The organism is Staphylococcus sp. SA22 (assembly GCF_054165785.1).
The window spans coordinates 32349-57505 of sequence record NZ_JBSZQY010000013.1 but is presented as its reverse complement, the minus strand read 5'-3'; the positions used below and the strand labels follow the sequence as shown (position 1 = coordinate 57505).

General features: G+C 33.5%; 18 protein-coding genes. 3 read left to right on the top strand and 15 right to left on the bottom strand.

The features are described 5' to 3' along the window. Window positions 1-248 precede the first annotated feature (248 nt). The 5 genes from ACXQH5_RS10920 to tadA form a co-directional block, all read right to left on the bottom strand. Window positions 249-4421, bottom strand: coding sequence for an SdrD B-like domain-containing protein (locus ACXQH5_RS10920; protein WP_458067219.1), 4173 nt, complete (start codon window positions 4419-4421; stop codon window positions 249-251). A gap of 362 nt (window positions 4422-4783) precedes the next feature. After that, window positions 4784-7576, bottom strand: coding sequence for an MSCRAMM family adhesin SdrC (gene sdrC, locus ACXQH5_RS10915; protein ID WP_057504534.1), 2793 nt, complete (start codon window positions 7574-7576; stop codon window positions 4784-4786). A 431-nt stretch (window positions 7577-8007) separates the two neighbouring features. After that, window positions 8008-8574, bottom strand: coding sequence for an NADPH-dependent FMN reductase (locus tag ACXQH5_RS10910; protein WP_000677261.1), 567 nt, complete (start codon window positions 8572-8574; stop codon window positions 8008-8010). Between the two features lie 19 nt (window positions 8575-8593). Next, window positions 8594-9463: a Cof-type HAD-IIB family hydrolase gene (locus ACXQH5_RS10905; protein ID WP_000593361.1), complete on the bottom strand. Its 870-nt coding sequence runs from the start codon at window positions 9461-9463 to the stop codon at window positions 8594-8596. A gap of 146 nt (window positions 9464-9609) precedes the next feature. Continuing rightward, window positions 9610-10080 carry a tRNA adenosine(34) deaminase TadA gene (tadA, locus tag ACXQH5_RS10900; RefSeq protein ID WP_000180282.1) on the bottom strand — a complete coding sequence of 157 codons (471 nt, stop codon included), beginning with the start codon at window positions 10078-10080 and terminating at the stop codon, window positions 9610-9612. Window positions 10081-10146: 66 nt separating this feature from the next. Between tadA and ACXQH5_RS10895 the strand changes: the two genes are divergently transcribed. Further along, a complete protein-coding gene (locus ACXQH5_RS10895) occupies window positions 10147-10764 on the top strand; it encodes a deoxynucleoside kinase (protein ID WP_001039519.1) in 618 nt (205 codons plus the stop codon). Then, window positions 10757-11419: a deoxynucleoside kinase gene (locus ACXQH5_RS10890; RefSeq protein WP_001067259.1), complete on the top strand. Its 663-nt coding sequence runs from the start codon at window positions 10757-10759 to the stop codon at window positions 11417-11419. The genes ACXQH5_RS10895 and ACXQH5_RS10890 overlap by 8 nt, the downstream gene beginning before the upstream one ends. Window positions 11420-11534: 115 nt before the next feature. Here ACXQH5_RS10890 and ACXQH5_RS10885 read toward each other — a convergent pair whose 3' ends face one another. The 6 genes from ACXQH5_RS10885 to ACXQH5_RS10860 all read right to left on the bottom strand — a co-directional run bounded on the left by ACXQH5_RS10885 (window position 11535) and on the right by ACXQH5_RS10860 (window position 19182). Further along, the gene (locus ACXQH5_RS10885) at window positions 11535-12218 is read right to left on the bottom strand and encodes an HAD family hydrolase (RefSeq protein WP_000454788.1); all 684 of its coding nucleotides are present in this window, start codon (window positions 12216-12218) and stop codon (window positions 11535-11537) included. A gap of 249 nt (window positions 12219-12467) precedes the next feature. After that, complete coding sequence (locus tag ACXQH5_RS10880; protein WP_000076035.1) at window positions 12468-13544, bottom strand: branched-chain amino acid aminotransferase; 1077 nt, start codon at window positions 13542-13544, stop codon at window positions 12468-12470. Window positions 13545-13879: 335 nt separating this feature from the next. Further along, complete coding sequence (locus ACXQH5_RS10875) at window positions 13880-14845, bottom strand: NAD-dependent epimerase/dehydratase family protein (protein ID WP_000723307.1); 966 nt, start codon at window positions 14843-14845, stop codon at window positions 13880-13882. Window positions 14846-15058: 213 nt separating this feature from the next. Further along, a complete protein-coding gene (locus ACXQH5_RS10870; RefSeq protein WP_000122356.1) occupies window positions 15059-16696 on the bottom strand; it encodes a ribulokinase in 1638 nt (545 codons plus the stop codon). 158 nt (window positions 16697-16854) lie between these two features. Next, window positions 16855-17733: a glyoxalase III HchA gene (hchA, locus tag ACXQH5_RS10865; RefSeq protein ID WP_000076400.1), complete on the bottom strand. Its 879-nt coding sequence runs from the start codon at window positions 17731-17733 to the stop codon at window positions 16855-16857. A gap of 261 nt (window positions 17734-17994) precedes the next feature. Further along, the gene (locus ACXQH5_RS10860; protein WP_000250828.1) at window positions 17995-19182 is read right to left on the bottom strand and encodes a glycine C-acetyltransferase; all 1188 of its coding nucleotides are present in this window, start codon (window positions 19180-19182) and stop codon (window positions 17995-17997) included. A 170-nt stretch (window positions 19183-19352) separates the two neighbouring features. Between ACXQH5_RS10860 and ACXQH5_RS10855 the strand changes: the two genes are divergently transcribed. Further along, on the top strand, window positions 19353-20528 hold the full coding sequence (locus ACXQH5_RS10855) for a M20 family metallopeptidase (protein WP_000887930.1): 1176 nt from the start codon (window positions 19353-19355) through the stop codon (window positions 20526-20528). Between the two features lie 281 nt (window positions 20529-20809). Here the strand turns inward: ACXQH5_RS10855 and tuf are convergent, their stop codons facing one another. From tuf to rpsL, 4 genes are all read right to left on the bottom strand, one after another. After that, entirely contained in the window at window positions 20810-21994 is a 1185-nt protein-coding gene (tuf, locus tag ACXQH5_RS10850; RefSeq protein ID WP_001040568.1) for an elongation factor Tu, read from the bottom strand. Between the two features lie 216 nt (window positions 21995-22210). Next, window positions 22211-24292 (bottom strand): elongation factor G, encoded by a 2082-nt coding sequence (gene fusA, locus ACXQH5_RS10845; RefSeq protein WP_000090315.1) that lies wholly within the window; start codon window positions 24290-24292, stop codon window positions 22211-22213. A gap of 122 nt (window positions 24293-24414) precedes the next feature. Beyond that, window positions 24415-24885: a 30S ribosomal protein S7 gene (gene rpsG / locus ACXQH5_RS10840; RefSeq protein ID WP_001137495.1), complete on the bottom strand. Its 471-nt coding sequence runs from the start codon at window positions 24883-24885 to the stop codon at window positions 24415-24417. A gap of 65 nt (window positions 24886-24950) precedes the next feature. After that, window positions 24951-25157: 30S ribosomal protein S12 (gene rpsL, locus ACXQH5_RS10835; RefSeq protein WP_256732301.1), on the bottom strand; the 207-nt coding region annotated here is incomplete at its 5' end.

Genomic DNA, 25157 nt, shown 5'->3' with positions numbered 1-25157 from the left:
ATAAATTAATTCTAGTAATGTTTAATTATTCGTTTGTTTTTTTATATCAATTGTTTTAAATGGTTTGATACTGTGTTTAATTGCTTTTCTTATTCGTTTGTACTTTTAATGTAAAGATGAATTAAATTTATGTTGATTTATGTTATATTTTTTAAAACATCGCACTATTTAATCTCAAACATAAGATACATTTCATAAATTTTGAAATAAAAAAACCAGGCCTCACGGACCTGGTTAAGTTAATAATATTATTTATTTTGTTTTTTACGACGACCGAATAACAATAATGATCCTAATGCCGCGAATAATCCACCGAATAATGTGCCATTATTTGAATTATTATTTTCACTACCTGTTTCCGGTAATGCTTTCGCTTTATTGTGATGGTCTTTAACTTCACTCATTGGTTTAGCCGGTGTATGTTTACCTGCATTTGAGTCTGAATCGCTATCTGAATCTGAATCGTTATCTGAATCTGAGTCGCTATCCGAATCTGAATCGCTATCTGAATCTGAGTCGCTATCTGAGTCTGAATCACTGTCTGAGTCTGAATCGCTATCTGAATCTGAGTCGCTATCTGAGTCTGAATCACTATCTGAGTCTGAATCACTGTCTGAGTCTGAATCGCTGTCTGAATCTGAATCGCTATCTGAGTCTGAGTCACTGTCTGAGTCTGAGTCGCTATCTGAATCTGAGTCGCTGTCTGAGTCTGAGTCGCTATCTGAATCTGAGTCGCTGTCTGAATCTGAGTCGCTATCTGAATCTGAATCGCTATCTGAATCTGAGTCGCTATCTGAATCTGAGTCGCTGTCTGAATCTGAGTCGCTATCTGAATCTGAATCGCTATCTGAATCTGAGTCGCTATCTGAATCTGAGTCGCTGTCTGAATCTGAGTCGCTATCTGAATCTGAATCGCTATCTGAATCTGAGTCGCTATCTGAGTCTGAATCACTGTCTGAATCTGAGTCGCTGTCTGAGTCTGAATCGCTATCTGAGTCTGAATCACTGTCTGAGTCGCTATCTGAGTCTGAGTCGCTGTCTGAGTCTGAATCGCTGTCTGAATCTGAGTCACTATCTGATGTTTCTTCTTCGAAGTATCCGTTATCAAGTGTGAAATCATCATGATCCGTAATTGTTACGTCAACTTCGCCACCATCTGCATCTTTATCATCTTCAGTTGTATTTGTACCTGTTTGTGTTAAGCCAGCAGGCTTTTCAAAAATAACTTTATATTTACCGCTATCTAAATTATCGAAACGATATTTACCATTTTCATCTGTTTTAGTTGTTCCAATTACTTCGCCTTTTTCGTTTTGCAATGTAACTGTCACATCTTTAATACCCTTTTCAGTTGAATCTTGTTTGCCGTCTTTATTACTGTCGTACCAAACATAATCACCTAAACTATATTTTGGTGTTTTATAGAAACCACTGTCTAATGTCATGTTATCTGCATCTTTAATGACACCTGTTGTTGTTAAACCATTAGAATCTTTTTCAGTATCATTTCCAGAAGTTACTGAAGTTGGTGTGTAACCTGATGGTGTCTCGAATTCAACTTTATAAGTTCCATTGTTTAAATCAGTGAATTGATATTTACCATTTTCATCTGTTGTTACTGTTTTTAAAACTTTGTCGTTTTCATCTTTTAACGTAACTGTTACACCTGAAATGCCCTTTTCATCTTTATCTTGAACACCGTTTTTATTTGTATCTTCCCATACATAGTCACCTAAGTTGTAAGTCGGTTTGTAGAAACCAGAGTCAATAGTATCGTTATCTTTATCTTTAATGACACCTGTTGTTGATGTACCATTTGAATCTATGCCTTCATCAGTTCCTGAACCTACTTGTGTTGGTGTGTAACCTGATGGTGTTTCGAATTCAACTTTATAAGTTCCATTTTCTAATCCAGTAAATTGATATTTACCATCTTTATCTGTTTTAGTTGTTTGTAAAACTTCACCGTTTTCATTTTTCAATGTAACTGTTACGCCTGAAATACCTTTTTCAGATGAATCCTGCTTACCATCTTTATTTGTATCTTCCCATACATAATTACCTAAATTATATTTTGGTGTTTTGTAGAATCCACTATCTAATGTCATGTTATCAGCACCATTAATAACACCTGTTGTTGTTAAACCATTAGAGTCTTTTTCAATATCGCTACCAGATGTTACTGTAGTCGGTGTATAGCCTTCTGGTGTAGTAAATTCAACTTTATAATTACCATTATCTAAATCAGTAAATTTATATTTGCCATCAGCATCTGTTGTAACTGTTTTTAACACGTTACCGTTTTCATCTTTTAATGTTACCGTTACGCCAGATATACCTTTTTCATCTTGATCTTGGATACCATTTTTATTTGTATCTTCCCATACATAGTCGCCTAGATTGTATTTAGGTTTGTAAATACCTAAGTCAGCAGATAAATTATCTTTGCCATTAACTGTAATAACTGATGATAAACCGTTTGAATCTAATTCTTCGTTATTACCTTGTTTTGAAGGGGTTACTTCATAACCTTGTGGTAAATTTGAAAATTCTACACGGTAATCTCCATTAGGTAAGTTTGGAATCAAATACCCACCTTTTTCATCAGTAATTGTTCTTCCAACTTCTTTATTAGTTTTATTGTCATATGCAACCACTGTTACACCTTTTACTCCAACTTCCCCTAATTCTTGAATACCGTTTTTATTTGTATCTTCCCATACGTAGTTACCAATTTTATATACTTCTTGACCAGCTCCGGCACTTTGGTTATTAGTGAATCCTAAAGCGTTACCAGTAGAAACGGATTTATTACCTGTTGAAGATAAAGTAGCCATTTGAACAAGTGTTGGGCTTTCGCTATTTGTATATTGGAATTTTGTATTAACCATTACAACATATGCTGATGTAATATCACCAAAATCAACATTAACACTTTGATTTGATCCATAGGTCATTTTATTTTTAAATTCATCGGTTACGTCTACTAAATCATTAGCATTAACGTCGTATCCCTTATTCAATGTATATCCTTCAGGAACACGATATATTTTTATATTAGTAACGTTTTGATTAATTTGACCAATATTAGTCGGATATTTCGGATGATACGCTTCAACTTTTAAATTAGCCCCTTTTAAATCTTTATCCATAGGATTCACATAAACTACTTGGTTATAATAACCAGGATCTTCAGCATTTCCTGCATGAGAAACTGTTTCTGTAAAAGCTGACCCTATTGAATTATTATCAGCTTCTTTATAAGCCGGATAAGTAATATCTGCTGTAGTAGTTGTAGTTTGATTTCCAATAGTTACACTAAAAGGAACATCTTTCTTGTCTACAGGAATTGTATCTGCATCCATGTAAACTGAGTAATTAATTCCCATTTTCACTGAATTAAATCGATCAACATAATCTGTAAATGTATATGTAATTAAATTATTTACAGTATCGTGTTTTGCAGTCGCAATTGTTTCCCCATTATTTGGATCTTTTATATCACCAATATTTTTAATATCTTCTGGATTCAAACCATATACTTGAACAGTATCTGAATATTTAATTGTGAAATAATCACCCGATTTAACTTTGTCATCAACTGTAATTTGAGATTTCAATGATAGATAATCTTGAGCAGGTACAATAGTTTTACTATTATCTGCATCGACTACAGTTAAAGTTGTAGTTGAAGTAATTAAATTATTAACATTTTTAGAGTCTGTTGATGATGGTTGTACTGCTGCTATACGCATTCTTGTATTCAAACGTTTAGGTGCTGTACTTTTTGGCATAATCACATCTGAACCATTTGCATTGTCAGTGTTATCGCTATTTTCTACTACATTTTTAACTACTTCACTATTAATTTTTAAGTTATCTTTACTTACATTAATTGGTGCTGACGACATTGTTTCATTTGAAGTTGTATTATCAGTATTTAATTGCTGTGAATTAACAGTAGTAGTAACTTGATCATCTGAAGTTGCATTATTATCTTCAGTTTTTTTAACATCAGACGTTTGTAATTTTCCGTTTTCAGATGGCTTAGAGTTATTATTTTTTTCTGAAGCGACACTATTTTCTACTCTAGTTACTTCTTTTTGATTAGCAACTTTATTAATATTCTCATCTTTTAGTTGCTCTGTATCAACTTTACTAGTATTACCGCCATTATTTAGTTGCTCTGTATCAACTTTTTTAGACACTTGATCATTATTTACTGATGTTGCATCTTCCTTCATTTCCTTGTTGGTTACTTCTGCAGCCTTTGCTTCTTGGTTCCCCAGACCAAAAATTAATGTTGTACCTACTAAAATTGATGCTGTTCCCACTGTGTACTTTCTAATCGAAAATTTATTTAATCGATTGGATACCATGCCTTTTCTTGTCATTGCCGTTTTATTTTCTCTGTTTAGCATTAGATTACTCCTAATTCATCAAATTTTTAAATAATACAATTGTTTTAAATACAAAAATGTATATCAATATAGTATTACATTTTTAGATAAAGCACAATACTTTAATTATTTTTCTTTATCGCAAAACGTTATTTAACATTTGTAGTTAAATAAAAGTGTTTATGAATTTTGTAATCTTTATTTAATTATCATAAAAAATAGTATTATTTGCCCTTAAAATTAATAACTTAGCTTTTCTAATTCATAGACAATTACATTTCTGTAACAAATTAAATTGTATCTATTCCTTAAAGATTTTTTGTTTTATATCTAGGAATTTCTAAACAGAAAAACCAGGCCTCACGGACCTGGTATAAGCTGTATTATTTATTTTGTTTTTTACGACGACCGAATAACAATAATGATCCTAATGCTGCGAATAATCCACCAAATAGCGTTGCGTTATTTGAGCCGTTATTTTCACTACCTGGTTCCGGTAATGCTTTCGCTTTATTGTGATGGTCTTTAGTAGCACTCATTGGTTTCACAGGTGTATGTTTTCCTGCATCTGAATCTGAATCGGCATCACTTTCTGAGTCTGAGTCGCTGTCTGAATCTGAATCACTGTCTGAGTCTGAATCACTGTCTGAGTCGCTATCTGAATCGCTGTCTGAGTCCGAATCGCTGTCTGAATCTGAGTCGCTATCTGAGTCTGAGTCACTGTCTGAATCTGAATCGCTATCTGAATCTGAGTCGCTGTCTGAATCTGAATCACTGTCTGAGTCTGAGTCGCTATCTGAGTCTGAATCACTGTCTGAGTCTGAATCACTGTCTGAGTCTGAATCTGAATCGCTATCTGAGTCTGAGTCACTGTCTGAGTCTGAGTCGCTATCTGAATCTGAATCGCTATCTGAATCTGAATCGCTATCTGAATCTGAGTCGCTATCTGAATCGCTATCCGAATCTGAGTCGCTATCTGAGTCTGAGTCGCTGTCTGAATCTGAGTCGCTATCTGAGTCTGAATCGCTGTCTGAATCTGAGTCACTATCTGATGTTTCTTCTTCGTAGTAGCCATTATCAAGTGTGAAATCATCATGATCCGTAATTGTTACATCAACTTCGCCACCATCGGCATCTTTATCATCTTCAGTTGTATTTGTACCTGTTTGAGTTAAACCAGCAGGCTTTTCAAAGATAACTTTGTATTTACCACTATCTAAATTATCAAAGCGGTATTTACCATTTTCATCTGTTTCAGTTGTACCAATTACTTCGCCTTTTTCGTTTTGCAAAGTAACTTTAACACCTTTAATTCCTTTTTCAGTCGAATCTTGTTTACCATCTTTATTACTGTCGTACCAAACATAATCACCTAAACTATATTTTGGCGTTTTGTAGAATCCACTATCTAATGTCATGTTGTCAGCGTCTTTAATGACACCTGTTGTAGTTAGTCCATCAGAATCTACAGCATCATCTGTACCTGCATTTGCAGTAGTTGGTGTGTAACCTGCTGGCGTTGAAAATTCTACACTATAAGTTCCATTGCTTAAACCAGTGAACTGATATTTACCATTTTCATCTGTTGTCGTACGATCTAATTCTTTACCGTTACTATCTTTAAGAATGACATAAACACCTTTAATCCCTTTTTCATTGGCATCTTGTTTACCATCTTTATTTGTATCTTCCCATACATAGTCACCTAGATTATATTTCTTTTGGTCGCCATTAGCAGTTGATGAGCCATTCACATTTGAATAACTGTTTGACCAACTATATTTAGTTTTGTCAGTGTCTAAAGTATAATCAATTTTCCCATTATCTGTTGAACTATTATCTGGATAAGCAACTTGTTGAATAATGTATTGTTTATTACTACTTGTTTGACCATTCATTAAATCAACTGATGCAGTCTTATTATCATTGCTGTAAGTAATATTAAATTGATTAGTAACATCTGTAAGTTTTGAAGTATCTGGGGTGAAACTATCCACAAATTGATTTTGATTTGTCACTTCGTAAATTTTGAAGTTTTTTGCATTTGGATTAAATTTATATCCAGTTAAATTAGTAACAAACGTTTGTTTAGTATATGTATTTTTAGGTTGATTTACATATGCAGTCATATTACGCGATAAATCTTCATTGTTGATATAGTTTGTACTTGAAATAAGCGGTTGTGCTTTCTTGTTACCATAATCGACAATGACATCTTTACTATATTTATCGTTTCCTAATGTAACTTCCATTTTATAAGCAGTTTTATCAGTTGTTGCATTTTCACGTTTCGCAAATGCGACTTGTTCAATGCTACCGCTAACATTTGTATATTGATCTACATAGTTCGTAAAAGTATATGTTGTTGTGTTTGTATTACTATCATAAATACCTTTTGCAATAATATTACCTTGGGCATTATATAAATTTTGAGTTTGTGAAGGTAATCTTACAGAACCCGGACGGAAATACTGTCCATATTTAAATGTAAATGTATCGCCCTCTTTAACAGAATCATCGATTGTGTAATTCGCTTTTAATTTTAAAACATCACTAGAAGTCGCCCAAAATTCAGTTTTGCCAGTATCTTTATTGACATGTCCTTTATCAATAGCAATATCAATATTTGAAAAATGAACTTTATCATTAACATTTGTACCTTGTTGTGGTGCCGCTACTGTGTTCACAGCCATACGGTTTAATGTTCTTGGTTTAATAGTCGTTGTTTTAGGAGTAGCTGAAACATCTTTAGCCTGCGTTGAAATATTTTGAGCCGCTAAATTATCTTTATTTGCCGTCGCATCGTTATTTTGTTTAGTTGGTTGTGTAGAAGTTGTATTTTGAGGTTCTTCAGTAGTTTCTTTAACTGAAGTATTATCAGACTCATTTACTTTTGGTTGGTTTGATGTTGTACTTTGTTCAATATTATTTTGTTGATGGCTATCAACTTTTTCAGTTGTTTTATTCTCACTTGGAGCTGTCGTTTCATTTTTTGATTGATTTAATTCTCCATTCGTACGTTCTGCCGCTTTAGCTTCATGACCACTTAACCCAAAAATCAATGTTGTCCCCACTAAGATTGAAGCAGTACCTACAGAATACTTTCTTATCGAAAATTTGTTTAATCGATTAGGTATCATGCCTTTTCTATTTGTTGCTGTCTTTTTATTATTCATTTAATAATACTCCTTTAAAATATCAAAATTTGATAAATATAATATTTTGCATATATAAATTTCTGCATTACTATCGTAATATAAATTTCAATAAAGTGCAATACTTTAATTATTTTTCTTTATTTTACAATGTTATTTGCAGTAAATATTAATATGAATTTCAGTTTAAGAATTGCAATTTTTAATACTTTTTTTCTTAAATTGTTTTAAATTATTTATCTATATTTTTTAACCTCACTTTTAATCTAAGCTTGTTTTCATTTCGCTATTACATCTTATTTTAATTAATAACATTGCTTACAACAGTAAACTCAAAGGCTTACTATTGGTGCATTAGAACAAAAAAATAGGCATGTGACTTAAAAGCATTCTCAATGAAATACCTTAAGCTACATACCTATTTTTAATGTATATTTACATATTTTTTAATATTATTTTAAATGTTCATATGGACTATTATTCACAAAAGATACAATTTGATCGACAAATAATCTTGCTCGTAATTGGAATTCACTATCATTTAAGTAATATGAACCATCTTCATTTTTAGCAAAATCAGAATCATGTGTTGCTATTTGAGTTGGTACAGCAATGCCTAGTAAACTTCTGACGATTACTCTTAAATGTGACAATGGCTCTGAACTAACAATACCACCACTATTTCCTATTAAGCCTACAGGTTTCATTTTAAAATAATCCATATTTAGATGATCTAATGCATTTTTCAATATTCCAGAATATGAACCATGATAGTTTGGCGTTCCTAATATTAAAAAGTCCGCCGCCATTGCTTTCTCTTTTAAATCTTTCATATTTTGTTTGATTTCATCAATAGACGGTGTTGTTCCTGAAAAATCTAATTGATTTAACGGTTTTTCTGCTAAATCGAATATTTCCGCTTCAATATCATGTGTTTTAAAATGCTCAGTTAAGTATCTTGCTAGTGCACTTGTATGTGAATTCACTTGTGCACTGCCAATAATAATTAATCCTTTCATATTTGACCCCTCTTTTTTATTAAACTTGTTGTTCACGTAATAATTTCATAATAGCTTTACCAACACCACTATTTTCATTAGTATCTGTGACATATTTCGCTATTTTTTTAACTTCTTCTGCACCATTTTCCATCGCAACTGGATAGCCAACTTTCTCTAACATTGATAAGTCATTTAAATTGTCACCTATTGCCATGACATCTTTCATTTCAATCCCTAATCTTTCGGCAATTGTTTCTAGCGCAATACCTTTTTGTGCATCTGAATGCGTTATTTCTATATTTCCTCTCGAAGATGATGATATAGCTAAATTCGGAGATTCAGCTAAAATTTTACTAGCTTTGTCAATTTTTTCTAAATTTCCATCAAATGCTAATATTTTCATAATTAATTCACCAGGTATGTTTTCAATAGCATCATAATTATCAACAACTTTCAACGTACCATTATCTATGCGTCTTTGAATACCATTTTTAATACGCTCAACGTTTGCGTGTTGACCTGCACGCTCAGCAATATCTATGTAAATGTCTAAATCTCTTTGTGGATCTTCAGTATAAATCGCACGACTCGTGTATACTTGATAATAAATACCTGCATCTTTTAAAACATTTGTAATTTTGTGTACTAACGATTTATTAAGGTGTGAAGTGCTCATTACATTGAAAGTTTCATCACGTACTTCAGCACCATTCAAACAAATATATGGTACTGTTAAATCTGTGTCAGCAACTGGTGCTTGTGCTTCATAAAATGCTCGACCTGTCGCGATAACAACCGTTATCCCTTGTTCTTGAGCGTATTTAATCGCATCAATATTAGGTTGAGAAATTTCATGTGCCGCATTAAGTAGCGTGCCATCCATATCAGTGGCTATTAGTTTTATCATTATGTTACCTCGTTTCGTAAATTTAAAATCTTGTTCTTAAATAAGAATATATACTCAGCGCACATACTTTTCTATTAACATTTATATTGTCATTAATTTATCATATAATGTAATTCTAACAAATTTTAATTAGTATGTACTATCGTCTAATTGGTGGATTTCTTATTGGCTCTTAAGTTTTTAAAAAATGTTGTTAATAATGTGCTACATACTTCTTTAAGTACACCTTTATCAACAATTGCACGATGATTAAAATTAGATTGTTGCAATAAATTCATTAAACTGCCACTACAACCACCTTTAGGATCATCTGCGCCATAGACGACTCTTGGAATGCGACTCATTACAATTGTTCCTGCGCACATGACACATGGTTCTAAGGTTACATATAATGTGCAACCTTCTAAACGCCAACTACCTAACACTTTGGCTGCACGTTCAATTGCAATATGTTCAGCATGGGCCGTTGGTTGTTGTAGTGTTTCTCTTAAATTATGTGCTCTAGCGATAACTTCATCATCTTTAGTGATGATAGCACCTATAGGTACTTCGCCTAGTTGAGCTGCTTTTTTAGCTTCTTCAATCGCTAATGTCATAAAATATATATCATTTGTCATTTATGTCCAGATACCTCACTTATGGTACAATACTCAATGTCTATTTTAACATTTGGAGATGTGAATATGAACAAACCTTTTATAGCAATTGAAGGTCCTATTGGCGTAGGTAAATCTTCACTTGCACACAAATTAAGTCAAACTTTAGATTTTTATGAAGAAAAAGAAATCATCACAGAAAATCCATTTTTATCAGACTTTTATGAAGATATCTCTAAATGGAGTTTTCAAACTGAAATGTTCTTTTTATGCAATAGATATAAGCAATTTCAAGATGTAACACAACTAAATCAAGGTGTAGTTAGTGATTATCATATACATAAAAATAAGATATTTGCTAAAAATACTTTGAGTTCTGTTGAATTTCAGAAATTCAGTAAAATTTATGATATTTTAACTGAAGATATGATTATGCCGAATATGATTATCTTTTTAGATGCAGACCTTGATGTGTTAAAATCTAGAATTGCTAAACGTAACCGTAGTTTTGAGCATCAAATAGAAGATGAATATCTGTTAAAGTTAAAAAAAGATTATCGTGAGTATTATGAGTCCTTACAAAGTAATGGTTCAAATGTAGTTTTAATCGATACAACTTCTATTGATTTTCTAAAAAATGAACAAGATTACGAAGATATATTACATATTATATTACCTATGATAGGAGATATTACCAATGAATAATTACGGTATTCCACAAAATGCCATTATAACCATTGCAGGTACAGTTGGTGTTGGAAAATCAACACTAACGCAAGCACTTGCAGATAAATTAAACTTTAAAACGTCTTTTGAAAATGTCGAACATAATCCATATTTAGATAAATTTTACAGCGATTTTGAACGATGGAGTTTCCATTTGCAAATTTACTTCTTAGCTGAACGTTTTAAAGAACAAAAGCGTATGTTTGAATATGGTGGTGGCTTTGTCCAAGATCGATCAATTTATGAAGATGTTGATATTTTTGCAAAAATGCATGAAGAAGAAGGCACAATGAGTAAAGAAGATTTCAAAACATATTCAGACTTATTTAATGCCATGGTCATGACACCTTATTTTCCTAAACCTGATGTAATGATTTATTTAGAATGTAATTATGACGAGGTCATTGATCGTATTATTGAACGTGGTCGCGAAATGGAAATAAATACTGATCCTGAATATTGGAAAAAGTTATTTAAACGTTATGACGATTGGATTAACAGCTTTAATGCATGTCCAGTTGTACGTATCAACATTAATGAATATGATATACACAAAGATCCTGATTCTTTAAATCCTATGATTGATAAAATCGCTCGTATTATAAAAACGTATCGACAAGTAGATACACGATAAAAGACTAAAGACATAGTGTATGTGCTTTAATTCAATGTAACTTCCATAGAAATCATCGATTATTTTATCAATTCTATCGAATACATTAATTCACATATACACTATGTCTTTCTTTTTAATTTAAAGCTTCTAAAATATCTGCCGCACTATTTAAAATAATATCAGCTTCATGTAATTCTTCTTTTGTTGCAATACCTGTTAATACACCTATTGCCATACCTAAATTTGCATTACTTGCTGTCTTCATATCATTAGCAGTGTCTCCTACTATAGCTACTTTCTGAGGATCTACATTATATTGCTCAAATAAAGGCGATAATACTTTAGGATTTGGCTTCTCATAGGCATCCGCTTCGGTAGAAATGATCAAATCGAACAACGAGGTAGCATTGGTATGTGCTAAAAATTGTTCTACACCTTTTTTAGTATCACTCGTAACAATACCTAGTTGATAGCCTTTTGCTTTCAAATCGATAAGTGCTTCTTTAACACCTTCTACCCAATTAATTTCAGGAATACGTTCATCTACCAACTTTTGACTTGTTGACTTGGACCAGTCGGTTGTATCTTGTCCCGTCACATCATTAAATGCCTGAATAATTTGTTGTAAAGATCCTGAACCCATCACTGATTTTGGATCAATAGATTCTTTAATGACACCGAGTTGTCTTAAAGTAGCTTCTTTATTATGTACTGGGAAAGTCTCAAGCAATGATTGTACAAATCGTACCCCTATTTTTTCCCAACTTCTATCAAATTCAATTAACGTACCATCTTTATCAAATAATATCCATTCCATTAATATCAATACTCCTATTTATTTATTTCGTATTATGCTGATTCTATGATGTTCGTTATTTCCCTGAAATGAACTCGTAGTATTGTTCTTTTTAAATATTGAATTAAATATAATAATAAGTGAAATCCCCTTCAATACTTAACAATAAACATTGTAAACTTAATTTATTACCATGCTTCGCTTTATTGAAAGGGATTTTAGTCATGATTAACTTTTACATATTGTTTTCATGATCATATTCAATTTTTATTAATATTTTGGTACAACGACTCTCCAACCATTTTTATCTTCTAAAGTACCATTTTGAATACCAGTATAGATGTCGTATAATTTTTGAGTAATTTCACCAGTCTCATTATTATTAATAACGATTTCACGATCTTCGTATCTCAATGTACCCACAGGTGAAATAACTGCTGCAGTACCACTACCAAATACTTCTGTTAACTCACCTTTATCATATGATTCGAATAATTCATCGATTGAAACGCGGCGCTCTTCGACTTCATATCCTAAGTTTTTAGCTAATTCGATAATAGATTTACGTGTAATACCAGGTAAAATACTGCCATTCAACTCTGGTGTAATTACTTTGCCATTTTCAACGAAGAAAATGTTCATGCTACCAACTTCTTCGATATATTTCTGTTCAACACCATCAAGCCATAATACTTGGTCATAACCTAATTTATTTGCATTAGTTTGTGCTAATAAACTTGCCGCATAGTTACCTGCAACTTTCGCAAAGCCTACACCGCCACGAACAGCACGCACATATTCATCTTCTACATAGATTTTAGTTGGTTTTAAAGTTTCACCACCATAATATGCACCTGAAGGAGATAAAATAATTAATAATTTATACTGATGTGATGCACCAACGCCAAGTGCCCCTTCTGTTGCAAAAACAAATGGACGAATATATAATGATTGACCTTCCCCTTCAGGAATCCAATCTCTCTCTATATCAACTAATTGTTTTAGCCCCTCTAACAATTCTGCTTCGTCTACTTGAGGCATTTCTAATCGTGCTAACGAGTTATTAAGACGCTTAAAATTTTCTTCAGGACGGAAAAGTGCAACTTCCCCATCTCTTTTATATGCTTTTAATCCTTCGAATACCGATTGACCATAATGAACACCTTGTGCAGCAGGTGAAATTTCAATAGGACCATAAGGTACTATCTTCAAATCATGCCATCCTTTATCTGCATCATAATCATAACTCAACATATAATCAGTAAAATATTTACCAAAACCTAGTTGAGATGTATTTGGTTTTTGTTTTAATGTTTCTCGTCGTTCAACTTTAACTGCTTGTGACATGGTGATTGCCTCCTAATAATATTGTATAAGAATTTGTTTAACTTAAATTATAACAATCCATATTTTGCTGTTCAATAAATTTTCTAAAAATTCAAAATTAATTAACAGATTTTCTAGAAAGACTATATCTTTTAGTATAAACGTATTAATTTCACAGAGACAAGTAATCTGTGTTTTACTAATATACTTTCCATACAAAAAACTCTTTACTTTAAAATGAACTAAGCTCGCGAATTCAATACATATAATGAATAATATTAGAATTCATGTACTAGTTTATTAAAATAAAGAGTAATTTAAAATATCATTCCGTGTATTAAAGTGAATGGAAATGATTAGTTATTATTTTTAACAGTATCTTTTTGTTCAATAGCTTCTAACATTAATTTAGTCATGCTCGCTAAATCATATTTAGGATCAAATCCCCATTCGCCACGTGAACAGCTTGTATCAATAGAATCCGGCCAACTATTAGCGATACCTTGTCTAATAGGATCAACATCATAATCTAATGTAAAATTTGGATAGTATTCTTGAATTGCTTCTTTTACCATCTCTGGATCAAAACTCATTGCGCTCAAATTATAACCATTTCTAGTTTCTAATTTAGCGTCGTCTGCTTCCATAAGCTTAATAATTGCTTCAATTGCATCATCCATATACATCATATCCATATACGTGCCTTTATCTATGAAGCTTGTATAATGACCTTCTCTTACTGCTTTGAAGTATATTTCAACAGCATAGTCTGTAGTACCACCACCTGGCTCTTTAACATGCGAGATTAAACCTGGGAATCTAACACTTCTTGTATCTACACCAAAACGTTTGAAATAGTATTGACACAATAATTCTCCAGCTACTTTATTTACACCATACATTGTCGTAGGTTGCTGAATCGTTACTTGTGGCGTATTAACTTTAGGAGTTGAGTCTCCAAATGCACCAATTGAACTTGGTGTGAAAAAGTGCAAATTATAAGTTCTTGCAGCTTCTAATGCATTCATTAATCCACCCATATTTAAATCCCAAGCAAGAATTGGATTTTTCTCAGCAGTTGCTGATAATAATGCTGCCATATGCATTAGACTATCCGTTTCAAAGTCCCTAACTAACTCAAACATGCGGTCACGATCTGTTACGTCTAAGATTTCAAATGGTCCATTTTGTACAGGTGAGTCTGCTTCAGGTTCCCTAATATCTGTAGCAAGAACATTATCTGTCCCATAAATCTCTCTGCACTTAACAACTAATTCTGTACCAATTTGTCCTAATGCACCAGTAATCATAATTTTTTTCATAGAAATATCTCCTTTGTCTCTTCTATATAACCATAGTCCATCACAAGCGGACATAATATTCATTTTCATAATAATTATAATATAAAAGCGCTTTCTTGTATATATGACATGTACATGTTGCTGATATTTCTGTAAATGAAAATTCTAGCTGTATTAATTGATTTTAGTAATTTATAGCGTTGAATATTACTAATTACTGTCAAATTAAATTTTTTATCCCTCAACTCTTAACCTTTGGATATCTTTCATTATATTAGCTTTTTTATAACCATGGATATCATGTAAAGCCTTATAAGCTTTAAATAATGTTTCATACCTTTGTACTTTTTCCGCTTCTGGATTAATTTCGTATAAAATTGGCTCTTTCATAGCATCAACTGCGTCATTAATTGAATTATGTGCGCCACCACTGACTGCACCTAATATTGCTGCGCCTATTGCTGGTGCATACTCACTATCCATAACAATTAGTTTTTTATTCAGTACATTCGCATAGATATCCATCATAACAGCATTCTTTTTAGGTATACCGCCACATGCAAATACTTTTTCTACTTCCATATGCCAATCTTGATACTGTTGCATAATCATCTTAGTACCAAATGCTGTAGCTTCTAAATATGCTCTATAAATATCCTCATGCTTAGTTTGTAAAGTTAATCCAAAGATACAACCTGTTAAATTGCTATCACTTAATACACTTCGATTTCCATTATGCCAATCGAGAGCAATGAGCCCACTTTCACCTGGCATTTGATGTTTTATCTTTTCATTCATTAATTCAAATACAGTCATATTTCTATTTGCTGCTTCATCTACATATGACTTTGGTGCTTGCTTAGCGACATACTCAAACAAATCACCTACTGCTGATTGTCCCGCTTCATAAGCAAATAATTCTGGAATGATTGCTCCTTTTACTGAACCTGATATACCTGGCACTTGATGTTGCTTTTCATTTAACATAAGATGGCATGTGCTTGTTCCCATCACCATAGTCATTTCTTTATCTTTTTCAGACCCAATACCTAATAAACTAGCATGGGCATCAATAATAAAAGGACTTACCATAGTCTCTTTTGATAATCCTAATTTCTGTGCCATTTTATCGTCCAGTTTCCCTACTGCTTCACCAATATTAACAACCGGTGCAGATACTTTATCTTGAATTACTTTTGATAATTTGGGGTCTATTTTATCAAATAAATCATAATGAAACCCTGTTTCTTCTTCCCAAAATGCTTTGAAACCTAATCCACAATTCGAGCGTACATTTTTATTAGTTAATTTATTTACAATCCAATCGCCCGCTTCCATAATATAAGCCGTTTTTTCCATAATTTCTGGTGCCCTATTCATGACCTCCATTATTTTGGGAATCATCCATTCACTACTAACATTATATCCATAATGGCCTAACCACTTATTATTATTTTCAATAGCAGTTTGATATAATTTCTCTGCTTCTTTATATGCACCATGATGTTTCCAAAGTTTCACATACGCATGTGGATTGTTTTTAAATTGTTTTAAATTATGTACCGGGTTAAGGTTTTCGTCAGTAAAAACAATAGTAGATGAAGTAAAGTCTATACCAATACCTACTATATTGACTGGATCTATTTTTGATTCACGTACTATATATGATATTCCTTCTTCCATAATTTCTAAATAATCATTACTATTTTGAAGTGCATATGTATGTGGTATTTTTAAACCATTTAATTCACTCTCAATGACACCATGTGTATATGGTTTCACAAATTTTGATACTACTTGACCGTTAGTTGTATTAATTAAAAACACACGGCCTGAAGCAGTTCCATAATCAATTCCAATGCTATAAGACATCATGTTTCCTCCATATCGCTAGTTGCGGTTATTATTTTTGCAAGCGCTTTCTTAAATCATACTCATAATAGGTTCTATTTTACAAGTATCACTTAAATTTTGCCAAAAAAAAGAGCCCTCATACATTTACATATGAGGCTCCTCTAATTTATATTTAATTATTTATTTTGTATTGCATTTAACATTTCATTAACTGCTAATTTTCCTAACTCATTTGAAGCTAAAGGACTGTCACCTGTTAATAATTTGCGATCTTTTAACGTTCTTCCTGTCATATCGTCGTTGACTACTTTTAATCCTTGTTTAGTTAATAAATCAGCAACTAACCATTTCAAGCGTCCAGGTAAATAACCTATTTCAATATTTGCACCTTCATCTAATGAGTCAGGGAAGACACAAACAGAGTATCCTTCTAATGGAGATTTTTCTCTGTTAAGCCCTGCTGAAAGTAGTGCTGCTGGTCCATGACATAATGTAACTATAAATCGGTCATTTTCTAATGCCCAATCTAATGTTTGTTGAACGTCTTCGCTTTCAGAAATACCAACAACTGCAGCGTGTCCACCTGGGATAAAGACAGATAAATAGTCTGAATCAGGTCCTAATTCATTTTTAATCACATCTTCTAATTTTTTTGGCTGTTTTAATTTTTCTTTCAATTTATTATAAGTGCTTATAACTGCCTCGTCTTCAGTTGGCATAGCCCATAATTCTAATTTAGCTGGATAACCAGATAATGTCGCAACATCAACGTCAAAACCTGCTTCCATTAAATGATGTAAAGGTAATAACATTTCAACAGGATGATTACCCGTAGAGAACATTTTTCCATTTTCCAATAATACATATCTCTCTTCAGCAGCAATCATCAATACTTTCCATTTACCATCTTTATAGGCACCTTTGTGTTCAACACCATCAAAATCTGTTTTAGGTGCTGTATATTGACTAAGGGAATATGGTGATGGGAAAAATGCGTTATCTTCTGCTTTATCTGGCGTTGGTTGCTTACTTAATTCATTTACATCTTGTGACATAATTTATTCCTACTTTCTCTATATAGTTACTACTAGTATAGACATATACTACACACTATAAACATGTATTACCATTAAAATGCTCATTATCAAAAATAATCAAAATGAATTTCTTTGTAAAAATACAACTAAATTCTACAAGATGCTTTTAAAATTCAAACTTTAGTGGTTGATAACACTAAACATTGTTATAAGAACTTACTGTTAATAAACTAAACATTTAAAAAAAGCCCACGACAATATTTGCCGTGGGAATAAATATTAAATCAACTTCATTTCTTTTCCTACTTTTTCATAAGCCGCAATTGCTTCATCTAACATGTCTTTTGTATGTGCAGCTGTAGGCATATTTCTTACACGTCCTGTACCTCTTGGTACTGTTGGAAAAACGATAGATTTCACATAGACACCTTCGTCTTTTAAACGCTTACTAAATTCTTGAGTTGTTTTTTCATCACCAATAATTACTGGTGTAATTGGAGTTTCTGACTCACCTGTATCATATCCTAATTTTGACAATCCGTTTTTTAAATATTGTGCATTGTCCCATAATTTATCATGTAATTCAGTTGAAGCCATTAACTTTTTAACTGCTTCAGTTATTGCTTTAGTATCCCCAGGTGCTAATGATGTAGAGAATAAGAATGGTCGTGATTGTGCTTTTAACCAATCTATTAACTCTTTTGTACCTGCTACATAACCGCCAACGACACCAATCGCTTTAGAAAGCGTACCTATTTGGAAATCGATTTTATCTTGTAAACCAAAATGTTTAACCGTACCAGCGCCTTTACCCATAACACCTGAACCATGAGCGTCGTCAACATAAGTTAATAAACCAAATTCTTCTGCAATTTCTACAATTTCAGGTAATTTAGCCACATCACCATCCATACTAAAAACGCCATCAGTGATATACATCACTTTATTGTATTGACCTGATTCAACTGCTTCTTTTGCTTTCGCACGTAAATCATCCATGTCTGAATGGTTAACTCGAATAATTTTAGCTTTAGATAAGCGACATCCATCAATAATTGATGCATGATTAAGCTCATCTGATAAAATAGCATCATTTTTATTCATAACAGCCGAAATAGCAGCCATATTACAATTAAATCCTGATTGATAAGCTATTGCAGCTTCTGTTCCTTTAAATTTTGCTAGTGTTTGTTCTAATTCGTCGTGTAAATCTAATGTACCATTGATTGTACGAACAGCGCCTGCACCTACACCATGTGTATCAATAGCTGCTTTTGCAGCTGATTTCAAATCTTCATTTGTTGCTAGTCCTAAATAATTATTTGAAGATAAGTTAATGTATGATTTCCCATTGATTTTGATTTCTGGTCCGTTTGCACCTTCAATTGTATCTATTTCATTATACAAACCATTTTCTTTTAGATAATTTATATTTTCCTCTAAAAACTCATGTAATGATTGAACCACAGTATATAATCCCCCTTAAGTATTGTTTGGTAATACCTTTATCATACAGTAATTCTACATAACTTGAAAGCCTTATCATTCATAGATAAAATATCTCAAAGCAATCATTTAGTACGATAATTTCATAAAATGTTATACTATAAACATTATTTTAGAAAGTAGTGATAAGGGTGTTAGATTGGTTCCAACTAGCAAATAATAAAGAAAATAAAACAATTCAACTCAGACGTTATTTACACCAATATCCTGAGTTATCTTTTAAAGAATTTCAAACACATGATTATATTGTTAACCAATTAAGCCAGTTATCTTGTGATATTGAAACACCTATCGGCCGCAATGGTATCAAAGCCACATTTAAAGGCTTGGGCACAGGACCTACCATTGCATTAAGAGCTGACTTTGATGCGTTACCTGTCGAGGAATTAAACGATGTGCCTTATAAGTCTAAAAATCCAGGATGTATGCATGCGTGTGGGCATGATGGTCATACAGCAATTTTACTTACTGTAGCAGAGATTTTAGATGAACATAAACATTTATTAGAAGGTAATGTTGTATTAATATTCCAGTACGGTGAAGAAATCATGCCAGGTGGTTCTCAAGAAATGATAGATGCTGGATGTCTGGAAAATGTAGATAGAATTTACGGTACACATTTATGGAGTGGTTATCCTACTGGAACTATTCATTCACGTGCTGGGGCAATCATGGCCTCTCCAGATGAATTCAGTGTCACAATTAAAGGTCGTGGCGGTCATGGTGCCAAACCTCATGAAACCATTGACCCAATAGTGATCATGGCAGAGTTCATTTTAAGCGCACAAAAAATAATTTCACGTACAATCGATCCAGTTAAACAAGCTGTACTTTCATTTGGAATGATTCAAGCAGGCACCACAGATAGCGTTATTCCTGATCAAGCATTTTGTAAAGGTACAGTTAGAACTTTCGATTCAGATATACAGAATCATGTAATGGACAAAATGGATAAGCTACTACAAGGTTTAGCAATAGCAAATGATATTAACTACGATTTGAATTATATTAAAGGGTATTTGCCTGTCCATAACAACGAGAAAGCATATCAAGTTATTAAAGAAGCAACAAATGACATACATGTACGCTTTAATGAATCAGATTTAATGATGATTGGAGAAGATTTTTCACATTATTTGAAAGTACGACCAGGTGCATTCTTTCTGACTGGTTGTGGTAATGAAAGTAAAGGTATTACAGCGCCACACCATAATCCCAAATTTGATATTGATGAAAAATCATTAAAATACGCTGTAGCTGTATTTTTAAAAATCATTGAATTAGAGCAAGTATTTAAAACAAATTAAGCATTTATATTAATTGAAAGACATGAATCTGAGACATAAACTAATGAAATGCTCCCTTCAAAGTAGACATTGAAAAAATGAAAACTTTGAGAGGAGCATTTTACAATGTCCAAGGCTCAATAATTTTATTTAAACTGTATTATCAGTTATAAGTTTTATTAGTCAATCTTTCAACAATTATTGTTCTTCTAAATCGAATAGCCATGACAAAATTTACACATTAAAAAAAGACCCCTCGATTGAGGGATCTTCTTTTTATATAAAATCTAAGAAATTAGAAATTATTTAATGATTTCAGTAACAACGCCTGATCCTACAGTACGTCCACCTTCACGGATTGAGAAACGAGTACCGTCTTCAATCGCGATTGGAGCAATTAATTCTACTGTCATTTCAACGTTATCACCAGGCATTACCATTTCAGTACCTTCTGGTAAGTGAACAACACCAGTTACGTCAGTAGTACGGAAATAGAATTGTGGACGATAGTTTGAGAAGAATGGAGTGTGACGTCCACCTTCGTCTTTTGATAATACGTATACTTCTGCTTTGAATTCAGTATGTGGTGTAATTGAACCAGGAGCAGCTAATACTTGACCACGTTGTACGTCTTCACGAGCAACACCACGTAATAATGCACCAATGTTGTCACCAGCTTCAGCGTAGTCTAATAATTTACGGAACATTTCAACACCTGTAACAGTTGTTTTAGATGTGTCATGTAAACCGATGATTTCAACTTCTTCACCAACTTTGATTTGACCACGTTCAACACGGCCTGTAGCAACAGTACCACGACCAGTGATTGAGAATACGTCCTCAACTGGCATCATGAATGGTTTGTCAGAATCACGTTCTGGAGTTGGAATGTAAGTATCTACAGCTTCCATTAATTCTAATATTTTTTCTTCGTATTGAGCATCGCCTTCTAAAGCTTTTAATGCTGAACCAGCGATTACAGGTACATCGTCACCTGGGAAGTCATATTCGCTTAATAAGTCACGAACTTCCATTTCTACTAATTCTAATAGTTCTTCATCGTCAACCATGTCAACTTTGTTTAAGAATACTACTAATGCTGGTACACCAACGTTACGTGATAAAAGAATGTGTTCACGAGTTTGTGGCATTGGACCGTCAGCAGCAGATACTACTAAGATACCGCCGTCCATTTGAGCAGCACCAGTGATCATGTTTTTAACGTAGTCAGCGTGTCCTGGGCAGTCAACGTGAGCGTAGTGACGTTTGTCAGTTTGGTACTCAATGTGAGAAGTATTGATTGTGATACCACGTTCTTTTTCTTCTGGAGCGTTGTCAATCATGTCATATGATTGTGCAACTGAGTCACCATTTTTTGCTAATACAGTAGCGATTGCTGCTGTTAATGTTGTTTTACCATGGTCAACGTGACCGATAGTACCGATATTGGCATGTTCTTTAGAACGATCAAATTTTTCTTTTGCCATTATAAAATCTCTCCTATTCTAATTAAAAATAATATTTAAATTTATCTCTCATGATAGTTTCTCACCATCATGAGAAATTATTTATAGCGATGCAAAAAGAATTTTACAATTCTTTTATAATGCATTCACCCCAAAAAATCAAACTATAAAGATGATAGCTTACATTTAAGCTCACCTTGTATTTTAACCTAGGCTAGCTAGTCAAAACAAGTTATATTATTCACCTTTATTTTTCTTGATAATATCTTCAGCGATTGATTTTGGAACTTCAGCATAGTGATCGAAGTACATAGTGTAAGTACCGCGACCTTGAGTGTTTGAACGTAATGATGTTGCATAACCGAACATTTCTGAAAGTGGTACATAAGCATTAACAACTTGTGCATTACCACGAGGTTCCATACCATCAACACGTCCACGACGAGATGTTACGTCACCCATGATATCACCCATATACTCTTCAGGCATTTCAATAGTTACTTTCATCATTGGTTCTAAGATTACAGGATCACATTTTTTAGCAGCTTCTTTAAGTGCTAATGATGCAGCAATTTTGAAGGCCATTTCAGATGAATCGACATCATGGTATGAACCATCATATAATTTAGCTTTAACATCAATTAATGGATAACCTGCTAAGACACCATTTTCCATAGCATCTTTAAGACCAGCTTCTACTGATGGAATGTATTCACGAGGAACTACACCACCAACGATAGCGTTTTCGAATTCGAAACCTGCGCCTGTTTCGTTTGGTGTGAATTCAATGTGAACATCACCGTATTGACCACGACCACCAGATTGACGAGAGAATTTACCTTGAACTTGTGCAGATGATTTAAATGTTTCACGATATGAAACCATTGGAGCACCTACGTTACATTCAACGTTGAATTCTTTCTTCATACGGTCTACTAAGATGTCTAAGTGAAGCTCACCCATACCACCGATGATAACTTGTCCAGTTTCTTCGTCAGTGTGTGCATGGAATGTTGGGTCTTCTTCTTGTAATTTAACTAAAGCTTGAGTCATTTTATCTTGGTCAGCTTTAGATTTTGGCTCTACTGATAAGTGAATAACTGGCTCTGGGAATTCCATTGATTCCAAGATAATGTCATTTTTCTCACCACATAAAGTATCACCAGTACCTGTATCTTTAAGACCTACCGCAGCAGCGATATCTCCAGAGTATACAGTATCGATTTCTTGACGTGAGTTAGCGTGCATTTGTAATAAACGACCTACACGTTCACGTTTACCTTTAGTAGAGTTCTTAACGTATGAACCAGATGTCATTGTACCTGAGTACACACGGAAGAATGTTAATTTACCAACATAAGGGTCAGTCATAACTTTGAACGCTAATGCAGCGAATTCAGCTGAATCGTCTGCTTTCGCGATTACTTCTTCTTCAGGGTTGCTAGCACGGTGACCAATAATTGGTTTAACGTCTAGTGGTGAAGGTAAGTAATCAATTACAGCGTCAAGCATTAATTGAACACCTTTGTTTTTGAAAGCTGTACCACAAAGTACTGGGTAGAATTCTACGTTAGTAGTAGCTTGGCGGATAGCTTCTTTTAATTCAGAAACTGAAATTTCTTCGTCACCAAGATATTTTTCCATTAATTCGTCGCTAGTTTCTGCAACTGCTTCGATTAAGCTAGCACGAGCTTCTTCAGCTCTATCTAAGTGGTCTTCAGGAATTTCAATTTCTTCAATTTCAGTACCTAAATCATTTGTATATTTGAAACATTTCATTTCAACTAAGTCAATGATTGCTTCGAATTCGTCTTCCGCACCAATTGGTAATTGGATTGGAGCAGCGTTAGCTTGTAAACGATCATGTAATGTACTTACAGAGTATTCGAAGTTAGCACCTAATTTGTCCATTTTGTTTACAAATACGATACGTGGAACACCATAAGTTGTAGCCTGACGCCAAACTGTTTCAGTTTGAGGTTCAACACCTGATTGTGCATCAAGTACTGTAACTGCTCCGTCAAGTACACGTAATGAACGTTCAACTTCTACAGTGAAGTCTACGTGTCCAGGTGTATCGATAATGTTTACACGGTGACCTTCCCAAGCTGCTGTTGTTGCAGCAGATGTGATAGTAATACCACGGTCTTGTTCTTGCTCCATCCAGTCCATTTGTGAAGCACCTTCGTGTGTTTCACCAATTTTGTGGATACGGCCAGTGTAATAAAGAATACGTTCAGTCGTAGTCGTTTTACCAGCATCAATGTGAGCCATGATTCCGATATTACGAGTTTTTTCTAATGAAAATTCTCTAGCCATGTATTTTTTCTCCTTCCAGTTTATATTACTGAATAAATACGATAGATATGGCGATGCCCTAAGCATGAACGCTTAATGAAAATTCATTAATATAGAACACACTCAGGGTAAAAGCTTTTATCTTACCAACGGTAGTGAGCAAATGCTTTGTTTGCTTCAGCCATTTTGTGAGTGTCCTCACGTTTCTTAACGGCACCACCTGTATTATTTGCTGCATCTAAAATTTCGTTAGCTAAACGATCTTCCATCGTTTTTTCACCACGAAGACGTGCATAGTTAACTAACCAACGTAAACCTAAAGTAGTACGACGCTCTGGACGAACTTCTACAGGTACTTGATAGTTAGAACCACCTACACGACGAGCTTTAACTTCTAATACTGGCATAATGTTGTTGATTGCTTCTTCGAATACTTCTAATGCATCACGACCACTGCGTTGTTCAACTAGGTCGAATGCTGAATAAAGAATTCTTTGTGCTGTTCCACGTTTACCATCTAACATAATTTTGTTAATTAATTTAGTTACTAACTTAGAGTTATGAATTGGATCTGGTAATACGTCTCTTTTAGGTACTGATCCTTTACGAGGCATAATGTAAATCCTCCCTTCCTTATATTAAATATTTTAAGTTTAAGATTTAATTAAAAACTAAATTCTTAGTTTTTAGGTTTCTTAGTTCCGTATAATGAACGACCTTGTCTACGTCCGTCAACACCTGAAGTATCAAGTGCTCCACGCACAATATGGTAACGCACACCTGGTAAGTCTTTTACACGTCCACCACGTACAAGTACAACACTGTGTTCTTGTAAGTTATGTCCGATACCAGGGATGTATGCGTTAATTTCGATGTTGTTTGATAA